Annotated in this window: 14 protein-coding genes; 8 read left to right on the forward strand and 6 right to left on the reverse strand. The window is 62.4% G+C overall.

All coding sequences use genetic code 11. The features are described 5' to 3' along the window. Position 1 precedes the first annotated feature (1 nt). Positions 2-400 carry a Smr/MutS family protein gene (locus tag ACI3KQ_RS07315; protein WP_404956200.1) on the forward strand — a complete coding sequence of 133 codons (399 nt, stop codon included), beginning with the start codon at positions 2-4 and terminating at the stop codon, positions 398-400. A 95-nt stretch (positions 401-495) separates the two neighbouring features. After that, positions 496-2172: a putative bifunctional diguanylate cyclase/phosphodiesterase gene (locus tag ACI3KQ_RS07320; protein WP_404956201.1), complete on the forward strand. Its 1677-nt coding sequence runs from the start codon at positions 496-498 to the stop codon at positions 2170-2172. A 21-nt stretch (positions 2173-2193) separates the two neighbouring features. Here the strand turns inward: ACI3KQ_RS07320 and dapE are convergent, their stop codons facing one another. Then, complete coding sequence (dapE, locus tag ACI3KQ_RS07325) at positions 2194-3336, reverse strand: succinyl-diaminopimelate desuccinylase (RefSeq protein ID WP_404956203.1); 1143 nt, start codon at positions 3334-3336, stop codon at positions 2194-2196. A 51-nt stretch (positions 3337-3387) separates the two neighbouring features. Here dapE and ACI3KQ_RS07330 point away from each other — a divergent pair, with 51 nt between their 5' ends. Then, positions 3388-3831 (forward strand): cupin domain-containing protein, encoded by a 444-nt coding sequence (locus tag ACI3KQ_RS07330; RefSeq protein ID WP_404956205.1) that lies wholly within the window; start codon positions 3388-3390, stop codon positions 3829-3831. Positions 3832-3857: 26 nt separating this feature from the next. Then, positions 3858-4865, forward strand: coding sequence for an LD-carboxypeptidase (locus tag ACI3KQ_RS07335; protein WP_404956529.1), 1008 nt, complete (start codon positions 3858-3860; stop codon positions 4863-4865). 16 nt (positions 4866-4881) lie between these two features. Here the strand turns inward: ACI3KQ_RS07335 and ACI3KQ_RS07340 are convergent, their stop codons facing one another. The 3 genes from ACI3KQ_RS07340 to ACI3KQ_RS07350 form a co-directional block, all read right to left on the reverse strand. Beyond that, complete coding sequence (locus ACI3KQ_RS07340) at positions 4882-5196, reverse strand: hypothetical protein (RefSeq protein WP_404956207.1); 315 nt, start codon at positions 5194-5196, stop codon at positions 4882-4884. 93 nt (positions 5197-5289) lie between these two features. Further along, a complete protein-coding gene (locus tag ACI3KQ_RS07345) occupies positions 5290-5754 on the reverse strand; it encodes a vgr related protein (protein WP_404956209.1) in 465 nt (154 codons plus the stop codon). Between the two features lie 2 nt (positions 5755-5756). Then, positions 5757-6224: a copper chaperone PCu(A)C gene (locus tag ACI3KQ_RS07350; RefSeq protein WP_404956211.1), complete on the reverse strand. Its 468-nt coding sequence runs from the start codon at positions 6222-6224 to the stop codon at positions 5757-5759. Positions 6225-6399: 175 nt separating this feature from the next. On the opposite strand from ACI3KQ_RS07350, the gene dnaK reads away from it, so the two are divergent. Both dnaK and dnaJ read left to right on the forward strand, forming a co-directional pair. Then, positions 6400-8298, forward strand: a complete 1899-nt coding sequence (gene dnaK / locus ACI3KQ_RS07355; RefSeq protein ID WP_404956213.1) for a molecular chaperone DnaK — start codon at positions 6400-6402, stop codon at positions 8296-8298. A 143-nt stretch (positions 8299-8441) separates the two neighbouring features. Then, a complete protein-coding gene (dnaJ, locus tag ACI3KQ_RS07360; RefSeq protein ID WP_404956215.1) occupies positions 8442-9578 on the forward strand; it encodes a molecular chaperone DnaJ in 1137 nt (378 codons plus the stop codon). A gap of 445 nt (positions 9579-10023) precedes the next feature. Here dnaJ and ACI3KQ_RS07365 read toward each other — a convergent pair whose 3' ends face one another. Continuing rightward, entirely contained in the window at positions 10024-11826 is a 1803-nt protein-coding gene (locus ACI3KQ_RS07365; RefSeq protein ID WP_404956217.1) for an acyl-CoA dehydrogenase C-terminal domain-containing protein, read from the reverse strand. 37 nt (positions 11827-11863) lie between these two features. Next, entirely contained in the window at positions 11864-12271 is a 408-nt protein-coding gene (locus ACI3KQ_RS07370) for a MerR family DNA-binding transcriptional regulator (protein ID WP_404956219.1), read from the reverse strand. A 104-nt stretch (positions 12272-12375) separates the two neighbouring features. Here ACI3KQ_RS07370 and ACI3KQ_RS07375 point away from each other — a divergent pair, with 104 nt between their 5' ends. After that, complete coding sequence (locus ACI3KQ_RS07375) at positions 12376-12783, forward strand: DUF2946 family protein (RefSeq protein WP_404956220.1); 408 nt, start codon at positions 12376-12378, stop codon at positions 12781-12783. Positions 12784-12848: 65 nt separating this feature from the next. Then, positions 12849-14870: a TonB-dependent receptor family protein gene (locus ACI3KQ_RS07380; RefSeq protein ID WP_404956222.1), complete on the forward strand. Its 2022-nt coding sequence runs from the start codon at positions 12849-12851 to the stop codon at positions 14868-14870. Positions 14871-14889 lie beyond the last annotated feature (19 nt).

The raw sequence follows: 14889 nt of genomic DNA on the forward strand, positions 1-14889 counted from the left end.
CCTGAAGGCCCAGCCGCCCGCGCCCTCGCGCCCCGATCCGCCGCGCAGTCCCGCCAAGGTGCTCGACGCGAACTGGGAGCGGCGGATTCGTGGCGGCACCCTCGCGCCCGACATGACGATCGATCTTCACGGTCATACCCTGTCGGCGGCACATGCCCGGTTGAACCAGGCAATCGCCATGGCTTTGGCGCGGGATGATCGGGTCATTCTGGTTGTAACGGGAAAGCCGCCCAGATCCGGCGGCGCCGGCGGCGATACGCGTCGTGGCGCTATCCGCGGAGAAATTGGCCATTGGCTCGAAACCAGCAGCTACGCCGACAGGATCGCCAGCGTAAGGCTTGCCCATCCCCGCCATGGCGGCGAAGGGGCTATCTACGTCATACTGCGCCGGAAAAAATAGCGGCTATCCATCTGCCACTGACCATTTTTTAACCAGCGTCCTTCATATCGGCACCATCGGCGGCCTACCGGGCGTCATGGGTTGGCAGGAGGCGCATGCAAGGCGTGACATTAAAAAGCCGCGCCACCGCTTTCGCCTGCGCCGCGGGGGCGCTGGTGTTTATCCTTTCGCTCGTGCTCGGACAGCAGCAGGCGACAGATGTCATGGGCATCGGTCGCTTGTTGATTGTCGCGATCCTGTGCGGGACGATGAGCTGGGCGGCAGCGCGCCGGAACGTCGCGACCACTGCCGCCGCCATCGACAGCGCGTCTGAACGGCTGATCGCCGCCGCACATGGTGATCTGCATTCGCCCGTGCCCCATGACATCAGCGCCGAACTGCCTGACCTCGCCGTTGCCATGGAAAGCCTGTTCAGCCAGGTGCGCACCAATCTGGACCATGTTCAGACCCTGGCGCTGTTCGACCAGGTGACCGGCCTTGCCAACCGCGCCAGCTTTTGCCGTCAGGTAGAGCGCCTGTTGGCCGACAGCGGCGAAGATGCGCGCGGCGCGCTGTTCTTCATCGACCTGGACGGGTTCAAGGCCGTCAACGACACGCTGGGCCACGCGGCGGGCGATCAGTTGCTTGCCCGCGTCGCGGGACGGCTGCGCGAAGTGGTGATGGCGCAGGTCAGCGCGGGGATCCGCGATCCGGTCCTTGGGCGGCTGGCGGGCGACGAATTCACCATGTTCTTCCCCCACATACCGGGCCATGGCGGCGCAACGCGAATCGCCCGCGCGGTCCAGTTCGCGCTCCGCGAGCGGTTCGACCTGGGCAGCCAGCATGTGGACCTGGGCGCGTCGATCGGCATCGCCTGCTACCCGGATCATGGCGACACATTGTCGGCGCTGCTGCGGTCAGCCGACATCGCCATGTATCATGCAAAGCGTGAGGGACGCGGGCGGGCCGAAATGTTCACGGCCGAACTGGCGCTGGAAGCGGCCGATCGTGCGGAGCTGGAGCGGGACATGCTGCTGGCCCTGCAACGCGACGAATTTCTGCTGGAGTTCCAGCCGCAGATCGAAATTGGCAGCGGTCGCATCGTCACTGCCGAAGCCCTGATTCGTTGGGCGCACCCCGAACGCGATCTAGTCATGCCCGGATTTTTCGTGCCGGTGGCGGAAGAAAGCGGGGCGATCGTGGCGCTCGGCGACTGGGTGATGAGCCGCGTATGCGAAACCGCCGCCCGCTGGTCGCAGGCTGAAGTAGGCCAGCGCATCGCCGTCAACATCTCGTCACGCGAACTGTCGCAGGGCGACTTTTTCCTCCGCCTGCGGCATGCCATGGCCACGCACCGCGCGCCCGCGCACATGCTGGAACTGGAAATCAGCGAATCGCTGGCGATGGAGATGGACGCCCGCGTGCTGGAGCAACTCAACGCGCTGCGGCAGGACGGTGTGCGGATCGCCATCGACGATTTCGGCACGGGCTATTCCAACCTGTCCCGGCTAAAGGAACTGCCGGTCGATCGGGTCAAGATCGACCGCAGCCTGGTGCGCGATATCGTGATTTCCGCCGAAGCGCGGACCATCTGCAGCGCGGTCGTGGGCCTGATCCAGGGATTGGGCCTGGAGGTCGTGGTGGAAGGCGTCGAAACCGAAGCCCAGATGGAAATGCTGCGCGTCATCGGCTGCACCCTGTTCCAGGGCTATCATGTCGCTCGCCCCACAGGGGAGGAGGATTATCTCGCCCGCTTTGCGCCTGACAGGCGGTCGCAGCGTCAGGCGGTCTGAACCCCCCTCTGAATTCTCGCCTCAGCCGCCCAAGGCGCGGCGCACGACTAGCGCATAGATACGGGTCAGGTCTTTCAGGTCATCGATGCCGACGGCTTCGTCCAGCTTGTGCATCGTCGCATTGTTGAGGCCGAATTCCACCACTGGGCACAGCCGCGAAAGGAAGCGTGCGTCCGACGTGCCCCCACTGGTCGAAAGCTCCGCTTCAACGCCCGTCACATCGCGGATTGCGTCCGCGACCAGGCCCGAAAGCGCACCTGGTTTTGTCAGAAATGGTTCGCCGCTGATCTTTGCCGTCACGACGCCCTTTTCGGCGGCAGCGATCGCCGTGATCCGGTCGATCAGGCTCGCGCCGCTGTGCTGGTCGTTGAAACGAATGGAAATGCGCGCATGCGCCGCGGCGGGAATCACATTGGTCGCGGTGTTGCCCACCTCAATATCCGTGATTTCGATGTTGCTCGGCTGAAACCAGTCCGTGCCTTGGTCCAGCACTTCGGCTTCGATTGCCGACAATAAACGGACCAGCCGGGGAATGGGATTGTCGGCCAGATGCGGATAGGCGACATGGCCCTGAACGCCGTCGACCTTGATCCACATGTTGACCGACCCGCGCCGACCGATCTTGATGACGTCCCCTAACCGCTGCGATGATGTGGGCTCGCCCACCAGGCAAAGGTCGGGCCGCAGGCCATGGGCCGCCATGCGTTCCATCAAGGCGAGCGTGCCATAAACCGCAGGCCCTTCCTCATCGCCAGTGATGATCAGGCTGATCGTGCCGGGCAAGTCGCCGGGAATATCGGCGAGCGCGGCGACGAAGGCTGCGATCGCCCCCTTCATGTCCACCGCCCCCCGGCCATGCAGCAAGTCACCGCGAATGTCGGGCGTGAAAGGGTCGCTGGTCCATCCATTGCCCGGCGGCACAACGTCCAGATGCCCTGCAAAGGCGAAATGCGGCCCCGCGCCGGTCGTGCGCCAGGCGATCAGATTTTCCACCGGCCCATCGGGCGCTTCGCCCGTCACGAAACGGTCCACGGTAAAGCCCAACGGCAAGAGCAGCGATTCCAGCACGGCGAACACCTCGCCCCGCGCCGGGGTAACCGAAGGGCAGGCTATCAGCTTGCTCGCTATGTCCACTACATCGGCATTGGTGCTGGTCATGATCATGGCGCTGCGTTAGCGAAAGGCTAGCGCCTTTGCCAGCGGAAGGGAAAGATCATGCCCAAGATCGATCTTGCAGCCATTGAGCAGACCAATCGCACCGGCTATCCAGCGCCGTTCGCCGCAGCGGTCGCTGACCGCTGGGTGCGTCGGCTTGGTCTGGCCGCGGGACTCGCCGATTTCGGTGTCAGCCACGTCGTCCTGAAACCGGGGGCTGCTTCATCGCAACGCCACTGGCATGAAGATGAGGATGAATTTGTCGTCATGCTGAGCGGCGAAGCGGTGCTGATCGAGGAAGAAGGCCGAGAGGTGATGCAGGCCGGGGACATGGCCGCCTTTCCAAAAGGGCATCCAGATGGGCATCATCTGGTGAATGAAAGCGGATCTGACTGTGCATTTCTGGCATTCGGCCGCGTGCCGATAGGCGATGCGCATTATCCCGACATCGACCTTCGGTGGTCGGGGGGACGTTACAGCCACAAGGATGGGCGACCATTTTGACCGGGGCGACTGGTTTGGACCGGCGCATGATGCTGGCGGCGATGTGTGGCGCTCTGGCCGCTGCGAAGGCTCCGGCGCCCGCAGCAGTGGGAAAACCGCCGCGCTTGCGTCCCGGCGACACGGTGGGCCTGATCGAGCCTGCGGGCTTTACCGACGATCTGTTCGACCTGGATCTGGTCAAGGAAACCATCGTTGCAATGGGCCTCAAACCCAAACTGGGCAAGCATCTGGCCGAACGCCGGGGCTATCTGGCGGGGACGGATGCGGACCGCGCCGCGGACGTCAATGCGATGTTCGCCGATCCCGACGTGCGCGCCGTCTTCGCAGTGCGGGGCGGGTGGGGTTGTGCGCGTATCCTGCCTCTTCTCGATTTCGCGACGATCCGCGCCAATCCAAAGCTGCTGATCGGTTTTAGCGATATAACCGCACTGCATCTGGCGTTCGCCGCCCGTGCGGGATTTCCCACGATCCATGGTCCTAATGCCGCCAGCAGCTGGCCGCGATTTGCCTGGGAAGCCTTCCGCGCGATCGCCTTTGACGGCGCGACGCCGACCCTGGTCAACCCCGCCGGACAGGAAGACCGCCTGGTTCAACGCAACGGTCGCATCCGCACATTTCGCGGGGGCAAGGCGACAGGGCGCTTGCTGGGCGGCAACCTGACCGTACTGGCGGCGCTGGTCGGAACATCCTGGCTTCCTGATTTCGATGGCGCCATCCTGTTCCTGGAGGATGTGGGGGAAGCGCCCTATCGGATCGACCGGATGCTGACTCAGTTGTCGCTCGCCGGATTGCTGGGCAAGGTCGCCGGGGTGGTATTTGGCCAGTGCAACAACTGCGCCGCCAGCGAATCGTCCTATGGCGGCTTCACCGTATCGGAAGTGCTTCAGCAGCATTTTGAACCGCTGGGCATACCAGCTTTCCAGGGTGCGGCCTTCGGTCATATCGCCAGCCAGTTCAGCCTGCCGGTCGGCATCCGTGCAGAGATTGACGCTGATATCGGCAGCATCCAGCTGCTGGAACCGGCGGTACGCTAGGGGCGGGCGACCGGGCTCAGTCGCTCTCGTCCGATGGCCTCGTATAAGCGCCACGCGCGTCGGGCGGGATCAGCGCGCGATCCTTGACGGTCAGCACAAGCGTTTCGAAACCCGGCTGCGGCACGTCCTTGCTCTTGCGCGCGGTCAGGATGACAGCGCCGTCTGCCTCCCTCCAGTCACCCTCGGCAAACAGGTCAAGCGCGCCGTAGACGAGATACCATTGAAATCGCCCGTCGGCATGGAGCATCAGTTCCGATCCCGTCTCCATCACCCCGCGCAGATAATAGTGCCCGGCGCGATCGGCCTGCCCGGCAAAAACTGGCGTCGCCATAAATGCGGCCAGCGGCAACAGGGCGGTCAGAATGCGCATGAATGAAGATGTAGCATGGATAAAGGCTGGAAACCGAGCTTATCTGGGACGCCCTCAGGCGGCGGTGAAGGGCAGCAACGCTTCATATATGGCGAGCGGCGGCTTGCCTTCGACGCGCGCGCCCTGTTTCAGCAGGAAGAGGTGCCGCACGATTTCCGCCTGCTGCTCCAGTCCGTAGCGGTGGAACGGGCGACCCGGCACGATGTCATAACCATATCGGCAGAAAGGATGGCGCATCAATGGCAGATACCATTTGCCGCCCCTCTGCGCCTGCCAGACATGCGTCATTTCATGAATGAAATGCCCCTGAAGATTGAGCGGCGTATCACAGAAGTCGGGGCAGAACAGTCCACCGCCCGGATGGAACCACAGGTCCCCATCGGGCGCCATGGTCACGCCGCGCGGCTGGAGCGGCCACCATTTGCGGTTGTGCACCCGCACCCTGTCATAGTCGATCGCCCTTCCAAAGACCGACCGGGCAAGGGCGGCTTCGGCAGGGGTGAGGCCGCGGCTGCTCAATTCTATTCATGCCCCTCGCCAGCGGCCATTGCAGGTTCTGCAGCGCCGGGCTTCTGGATGGCGGCGTCGACCAGCAGCCGGTCGCCATTCGCTAGCAGGAACGTGAAGGTCATCTTGCCCCGGCTGATCGCGGTGTCGTTGATGCCCCAGATCATGAGGTGCTTGCCACCGGGCGCAAAGCTGACCTTGCCCTTGGCTGGAATGTCGACCGAATCGATCGGCTTCATCTTCATGACGCCGCCCTCGCTGATGCTTTCATGCATCTCTACCTTGAGGGCATAATCCGTCATGACCCCGCGCAGCTGCGTGCCTGCGTCACCCCCATGCGCGACGAAATAGCCTGCAGATGGCCGGTCCTTGTTGGGGCTTAGCCGGACCCAGGCCTGATCGATATAAGTCGGGGCGGGGTCGCCGCACGCGGTCAGCAAAATAGGAGCAGCAAGGGGAAGGATGGATAAAAATGCGCGCATCGCCTGTCGCTTTCGTGACTGTCTCGTTTCCGGTCGATTGTTACGGTAATCGCCACGGCTTCTTGTGCCAAGAAAGATCGCGCCTATATCCCATCCGCAAATGGCCTTGCCTTGGCGCTTTCGTGAGGTATGGGGCCGTCAACCGCTGAATGAAATTGGGGTTTAAGAGGACAAGATGGGAAAAGTAATCGGCATTGACCTTGGCACCACCAACAGCTGCGTGGCTGTGATGGACGGCGGCAAGCCCAAGGTGATCGAAAATGCGGAAGGCGCGCGGACTACGCCGTCTATCGTCGCCTTCACCAAGGATGGCGAGCGCCTGATCGGCCAGCCTGCAAAGCGCCAGGCCGTCACCAACCCGGACAACACCATTTTCGCGGTGAAGCGCCTGATCGGGCGTCGATTCGATGATCCGACGACGAAGAAGGACATGGAACTTGTCCCCTATCACATCGTCAAGGGCGCCAATGGCGACGCATGGGTCCAGGCGGGCGGCAAGGATTATTCGCCTTCGCAGATTTCCGCCTTCACCCTGCAGAAGATGAAGGAAACCGCCGAGAGCTATCTGGGCGAAACGGTCACCCAGGCGGTTATCACCGTTCCTGCCTACTTCAACGACGCCCAGCGTCAGGCGACCAAGGACGCCGGGCAGATCGCGGGCCTTGAAGTGCTGCGCATCATCAATGAGCCGACGGCTGCGGCGCTCGCCTACGGCCTCGACAAGCAGGACGGCAAGACGATCGCGGTCTATGACCTTGGTGGCGGCACCTTCGACATTTCGATCCTTGAGATCGGCGACGGCGTGTTCGAAGTGAAGTCGACCAACGGCGACACCTTCCTGGGCGGCGAGGATTTCGACGCCAAGCTGGTGGAATATCTGGCCGAAAGCTTCAAGAAGGATGAGGGCATCGACCTCACCAAGGACAAGCTGGCTCTGCAGCGCCTGAAGGAAGCAGCCGAAAAGGCCAAGATCGAACTGTCATCGGCACAGACGACCGAAGTCAACCTGCCCTTCATCACCGCTGACCAGAATGGCCCGAAGCATCTGGTCAAGAACATCACCCGATCCGATCTGGAACGGTTGGTGATGGACCTCATCAAGCGGACCATGGAGCCTTGCAAGAAGGCGCTGGCCGACGCGGGTATTGCCGCAAGCGAGATCAGCGAAGTCGTCCTCGTCGGCGGCATGACCCGCATGCCCAAGGTGCGTGAGGCCGTGAAGGACTTTTTCGGCATGGAGCCGCACACGGGCGTCAACCCGGACGAAGTCGTCGCCATGGGCGCGGCGATCCAGGCGGGCGTGTTGCAGGGCGACGTCAAGGACGTGCTGCTGCTCGACGTGACCCCGCTGTCGCTCGGCATCGAAACGCTGGGCGGCGTGTTCACCCGCATGATCGATCGCAACACCACTATCCCTGCCAAGAAGTCCCAGGTCTATTCGACCGCCGACGACAATCAGCAGGCGGTGACCATCCGCGTGTTCCAGGGCGAACGTGAAATGGCTGCGGATAACAAGCTGCTGGGTCAGTTCGACCTGGTTGGCATTCCGCCCGCACCGCGTGGCGTGCCCCAGATCGAAGTCACCTTCGACATCGACGCCAATGGCCTCGTCAATGTCCATGCCAAGGACAAGGGCACTGGCAAGGAACAGCAGATCCGCATTCAGGCGTCGGGCGGCTTGTCCGATGCCGACATTGACCAGATGGTCAAGGACGCAGAACGCTTCGCCGAAGAGGACAAGAAGCGTCGCGAAGGGGCCGAGGCGAAGAACAACGCCGAAAGCCTGGTCCACACCACGGAAAAGCAGCTGGAAGAACATGGCGACAAGGTCGATGCCGCGCTGAAATCGGAAATCGAAACAGCCATCGCTGCGACCAAGTCCGCTGTCGAAGGCGGTGATGTCGAAGCGATGAAGACCAAGGCGCAGGAACTCGCCCAGGTCGCTATGAAGCTTGGCCAGGCCATCTATGAAAAGGAGCAGGCTCAGGGAGCTTCCCCGGATGTCGACGCGCCCAAGGCCGATGATGATGTGGTCGATGCCGAATTTTCGGAAGTGGACGACAACAAGGCGTAAGGCTCGATGAAGCGCTTCTCGACTTCGCCTGGACCGAACGGTTATGGTAGCTGCTACCGCCGTTCGGTCAGGGTCGATCCCCTGTCGCTTGCGACAGGGGATTTGGAAAACAGGTCGTGGGACGTGCGCGCGCCGGGGGCAAGATGAGTAGCGAATTGGACTATTACCAACTGCTCGAGGTCGAGCGGACGGCGGACGCGGGCGTGATAAAAAGCGCTTATCGCAAGCTGGCGATGAAATATCACCCGGACAAGACCGGGGGATGCAGCGATGGCGAGGCCAGGTTCAAGGCCGTGTCCGAAGCCTATGAGTGCCTCAAGGACCCGCAAAAACGCGCCGCCTATGACCGCTATGGTCATGCGGCCTATACCAATGCCCAGAATGGCGGCGGTGGCGGCGGCTTCAATGGACGCGGCGCTGGCGGCTTTTCGGACCTCGGCGATATTTTCGAAACGATCTTCGGCCAGAACGGCTTTGGCGGTGGCGGGCGTCAGTCCCAGCGTCGCGGCGCCGACCTGCGCTATGACATGGAGATCAGCCTCAACGAAGCCTATCACGGCAAAAAGACCGAGATAGAGATAGAGGTTTCTGCACCCTGCGACAGCTGCGAGGGTTCTGGCGCGCAGTCAGGCACCGGGGTCAAGCCCTGCACCACCTGCCATGGCCATGGCCAGGTGCGGGCGCAGCAAGGTTTCTTCGTCGTCGAACGGACCTGTCCGGGCTGCAATGGCGCGGGCCAGATCATTGAAAGCCCCTGCCGCAGCTGCCGGGGCGAAGGACGCGTCGACCGGCCCAAGACGCTGTCGGTCAACATCCCCGCGGGCGTCGATGACGGGACCCGCATCCGGCTGTCCGGCGAAGGCGAGGCCGGTGCGCGGGGCGCGCCATCAGGCGACCTGTACATCTTCCTCCATGTGAAACGGCATTCGATCTTCGAACGCGACGGCACGACGCTGTTCTGCCGCTGCCCCGTCAGCATCACCACGGCTGCGCTGGGTGGCAGCATCGAAGTGCCCGGCCTCGACGGCCAGCGACATGAGATCAAGATTCCCAGCGGTATCCAGTCAGGCAAGCAAATCCGCCAGCGCGGCGCGGGCATGCCGGTGCTGAATGGTCGGGGGCAGGGCGACCTTGTCGTCCAGGTCGATGTCGAAACCCCGACCCGCCTCACCGCGCGCCAACGCGAACTGCTCGAAGAATTTCGCGCCACGGAAACGGGCGATGAATGCCCGCAATCGACGGGCTTCTTCAGCAAGCTCAAGGAAATCTGGGGCGACTAAGGCATCAGAATTTGCCTGACGACCCGGATAGTCAGAGGGGATGCCGTGGCCCCTACGAACGGAAGCGGCCATAGAGGATGACGTGCTCCTGCGCAGGCAGGAGCACAGTTCATACGGTGGAGTTGGGCTCCTGCCTGCGCAGGAGCACGATAGTCCTTATTTCAGGGCAGTTCCCAGACGGCATAGTCCACTTAACGCGCGCGACCATTTGCAGACCCCACCCAAAAGCTACTTGAATGTCGACACTCGCCCTCATCGTCACCCCAGCGAAGGCTGGGGTCTCAGGCAATTATGGGATGATGTCTGAAAATATCATGCCGCTCAGGTCGCTCTCTAACAGCCGAATTGTCCATTCTCGCTGTCATCGCCTAATGTCGCGCGCCCCTGTCCAGCAAAAGCCGCCACCGCAACCCATGTGTCGCAGCGGCTAGCTTCAGAGACCCCCTCAACCCGCCAGGAACATGTCCGGGTCGATCGCCATCAGGCTTTCCGCACCGCCTTCGATCTTGCGGCGCAGTGCCCCGGCGTCGGGCATGATGCGTTCGGCGAAGTAGCGCGCGGTCACCAGCTTGGCTTCCAGATAGGCGGCTTCGCCTTCACCTGTCTCCAGCATGGCCGCCGCGGCCTTCGCCATGCGCAGCCACATGAGGCCGGTCGCGACGATGCCCATCAGGTGCATATAGGGCACCGCGCCCGCGCCGGCATTTTCCGGGTTCTGCATCGCATTCTGCATCAACCACATGGTCGCGGCCTGTAGCTGGCCGCTCGCCTTCTCCAAGGCCTGCGCCAAAGCGCTGAGCTTCTCATCGTCCTTTGCCTCGGCAACCTCGTCCGCCACCAGCTTCAGGAATGCCTGTAGCGCGCGACCGCCGTTCTGGGGCAATTTCCGACCGACCAGGTCCATCGCCTGTATGCCATTGGTGCCTTCGTAAATCTGGGCGATGCGTGCGTCGCGGACATATTGTTCGACGCCATTTTCCCAGATGTAGCCGTGCCCGCCGAACACCTGCTGGCACATGACCGCGACGTCAAAACCCTTGTCCGTGCCATAGCCCTTGATCACCGGCGTAAGCAGGCCGACCAGATCATCCGCTGCCTGCCGCTCTTCTTCAGTGGCTGCATGATGGGCCAGGTCCACCTGAAGCCCGCCCCACAGCATCAGGGCGCGTAATCCTTCGGTCAGCGCCTTGGCTTCCATCAGCATGCGGCGCACGTCGGGATGGACGAACAGCGTATCGGCCTTTTCGTCGCTGTCCTTCGCCCCTGTCAGCGCGCGGCCCTGCCGTCGTTCGCGTGCATAATGGACGGCATTCTGGAAAGCGATCTCCGCTTGGCCCAGCCCCTGCATCCCCACCCACATGCGCGCTGCGTTCATCATGATGAACATGGCGGCCAGGCCCTTATTCTCTTCACCCACCAGCCAACCGGTCGCACCGTCATAGTTCATGACGCACGTCGCATTGCCGTGAATGCCCATCTTATGTTCCAGCGACCCGCAGGAAACCGCGTTGCGCTGCCCCAGCGATCCGTCGTCCTGCACCAATATCTTGGGAACGACGAACAGCGAAATACCCTTGCTGCCTTCCGGTGCGTCAGGGGTTTTTGCCAGAACCAGATGGATGATGTTTTCGGCAAGGTCATGTTCGCCAGCCGAAATGAAAATCTTGGTCCCGGTGATGGCATAGCTGCCATCCCCATTGGGAACCGCCTTGGTCTTGATCAGGCCCAGGTCCGTGCCCGCATGCGGTTCTGTCAGGTTCATGGTGCCGGTCCATTTGCCTGACACCATGTTGGGCACATATTTCTGCTTCTGTTCGGCGCTGCCCTTGACCAGCAGGGCCTCTACTGCGCCGTTGGTCAGGCCGTGATACATTTCAAAGGAATGGTTGGCCGACAGGATATATTCGCCCACTGCCGCGCCCACGACATTGGGCAAGGCTTGTCCGCCATATTCGACCGGCGCCTGCAATGTGGTCCAGCCACCTGCCACATAAGTGTCGAACGCCTGCTTGAACCCGGTCGGCGTAGTGACGCTGCCGTCGGGATTGCGGGTGCAGCCTTCCTTGTCCCCTACGGCGTTCAGGGGAAACAGGACCTCCGCCGCCAGCTTGCCGCCTTCAGTCAGGATCGCGTCGACCAGATCGGGGGTGGCGTTTTCAAACCCCGGTAGATTGGAATAGCGGTCCAGACCCAGAACATGGTCGAGCACGAAACGGGTCTCGCGGACAGGGGCGGTGTAGCTGGGCATGATCTTCTCCGGGAATTTTATCGTTCTGATGACGTCGTTATTTGTCGAGCGCGCTCACAAATCCTGAAAGTTCGGCGATCGCCGCATCGATATCGTCCTTTTGCCGGGTCAGCAGTTCGATGCGCGCCTTGCACTTCGCCACTGTAACGCGACGTTGCTCTTCATGCTCTTCGTCCGCGTCGTAAAGGTCGATCATCTCTCTGATTTCAGCCAGGCCAAAACCGACACGCTTCCCGCGCAGGATCCAGGCCAGTCGCGCCCGGTCGCGCCGCGAATATATGCGGGCCAGCCCCTGCCGTTCCGGTGCGATCAGTCCTTCATCCTCGTAGAAACGCAGGGCACGGGCCGTGACGCCAAATTCCTCCGACAGGTCGGTGATCGTATAATGTTGTCGTTCGCGGTGATCCGGCAATTCAATGCCGGCAATGCTGCTGCGCTGGTCCATGGCGGGCAATCTAGGTTGACTTTACGTTTACGTCAAGGTGAGTGGCGCGGGGCCTCACGGTTATAATGATGACAACCGGCGCCGCGGACGCTAGTGGCGGCGGCATGACGGGGGCGATCAGACAATCCGAAGCTGCGCGGGGTCTTTTGGCTGCGCTGGCGCTGCTTGTCCTCGCCATTCAGTTGATCGCGCCATCCGGCTTCATGCCGGTGCGGACGGATCGGGGCGTTGTTGTCACGCTGTGTACCGGGCAGGGTGCTGTCAATGTCGTGGTCGATCGCGGCCAGGCACCCGGCAAGGATCATTCCGGGGATGATGGCGCTCCAGTCCAGCAACATTGCCCTTTTGCGGCCTCGGTCCAGCCGCTCGTTCCGTCGATTACGGCGGCTGACATCGCCCTTCCTGCCTGGCAACTGGCCTTCGGGCCGATTGCCTTCGCGCTCAAAACCGGCCTTGTCGCCCGGCTCGCCGCGCCACCCCCGCCATCGTCAGGCCCGCCTGTAGCCTTCTGAAAATCCCTTGTGCGCCGTTCGTCTCATGCGGCGTCGATGCTATTTTTCATGAAGGTTGTCTTTCCATGTCCATCGTCCTTGCTTCGCGCAGCGTTTCGCTGTGCGCCCTCGCCATTTCCACTCTTGCCGTTCCCGCGCTGGCCGACGAAGCGCCCGATCAGGGCCGGATCATCGTCACCGCCACCCGCGCGGTGGAAGAAGCCGAAGCTCGCGTGACCCGCACCGCCGGTGGTGCGGACGTTGTTTCGGCCAGCGAGTTTCAGGATAGGGTCGCCGTCTCTTTGCGTGACGCATTCGCCTTTTCGCCGGGCGTCTACACCCAGCCGCGCTTCGGACAGGAAGTACGCATTTCCATTCGCGGCTCCGGCCTGTCGCGCGGATTCCACATGCGCGGCTTGACTCTGTTGCAAGATGGCATCCCGATCAACATGGCCGATGACAATGGCGATTTTCAGGAACTTGACCCGCAGGTCTTCCAGCATCTGGAGGTTTATCGCGGCGGCAATGCCCTTCGGCTCGGCGGCTCCACTTTGGGCGGTGCGATCAACGCCGTGACGCCGACCGGACGAAGCGCGCCGGGCTTGGAAATGCGGGTCGATGGCGGTTCCTTCGACACGTTGCGGGCAAAAGCGGCCTATGGCTATGCGGACGAGCGAGGCGACGCATGGGCGGCTATCACTGCCGACCGATCCGATGGCGATCGCGACCATGGCCGCCGCCGCGCGCTGCGCTTCAACGGCAATGTCGGGCTGAAGCTGAGCGACCGGGTGGAAACGCGCTTCTACGCCAGCGCGCAGACGATCCGGCAAAAGCTGTCAGGCGCGCTCACCGAAGCCGACGTGCTGAACGACCCCGGCAAAGGCAACTTCGTCGGCGATCAGGCGCGCGACATCGACTCTATCCGCCTGCAAAACCGCACCACCGTGGCATTGGACAGCGGGCAGCTGGCTTTCGGCGTCTATTATAACAGCAAGGCGCTCGACCATCCCATCTATCAGGTGGTTGATCAGAAGTCGGAAGATCGCGGCATATTCGCCAGCCTTGACCTGACGGGCGAACTGGCGGGCCTTCCCGCAGAATTGACGCTGGGCGGCCAGGCGCGCTTTGGCCGGGGCGATTTCCGCCAGTTCGTCAATCTGAACGGTCAACCCGGTGCCCTCACCTCAAGTCAAAAAGCGCGCGCGCAAACGATCAACAGCTATGGCGAGGCACGGATCGCGCCGCTGTCGGGGCTGTGGCTGATTGCCGGTGGGATATACACCCATGGCGAACGCGAACTCGATAATCGCCTGCTATCCTCGCGCAGCGGTGAAGCGAAATTCGACAGTTTCGCGCCCAAGTTTGGATTGCTGTTCGAACCGTCGCAAACCATGCAATTCTATGCCAATTACAGCCGGTCGGTGGAACTGCCCGGCTTTATTGAGCTTGGCCAGGTGGCAGTTGATGCGAACGGCATTCCGCTCCCCGGCTTCACCCCGCTTGATGCGCAAAAAGCATGGACGTTCGAAATCGGCACGCGCGGAAGCTGGGGCATCGCGCGCTGGGACGTCAGCCTGTATCGCGCCGACATACGCGGCGAGCTGCTGCAATATAATGTGCAGGCAGGCGTCATCCCGGCATCGACCTTCAACGCCGGGCGCACGCGTCATCAGGGGATCGAAGCAGGGCTGGACCTGGCGATCGCTCCATGGGCGATGCTGCGGCAGGCCTATCAATATAGCGACTTCCGTTTCCGCGACGACCCCAACTATGGCAATAATCGCCTGCCCGTCGTACCCCGCCATTTCTATCGCGCCGAACTGCGACTGGGGACCGACCGGCTGAGCGTCTCGCCAGCGGTCGAGTGGGCGCCGCAGGGTGCATGGGTTGACTATGCCAATAGCAAGCGGGTGGACGGCTATGCGATGCTGAACGTCACTGCCCAGGCGCAGCTGAAGAGCGGCGTCACCGTCTTCCTCGACGCCCGCAACCTGACGAAGGAGCGCGCGGTGGGCGATATCTCGGCGGTCGTCCTCTACACCGGGCAGGCGGCCTTCAACCCTGTCGAACGGCGCGCCATTTATGGCGGGTTGCGCGCTCGCTTCTAAAGGCGCGCCCGCCTCATCC

The sequence above is a fragment of the Sphingobium sp. ZW T5_29 genome (assembly GCF_044987515.1).
Lineage (GTDB): Bacteria > Pseudomonadota > Alphaproteobacteria > Sphingomonadales > Sphingomonadaceae > Sphingobium.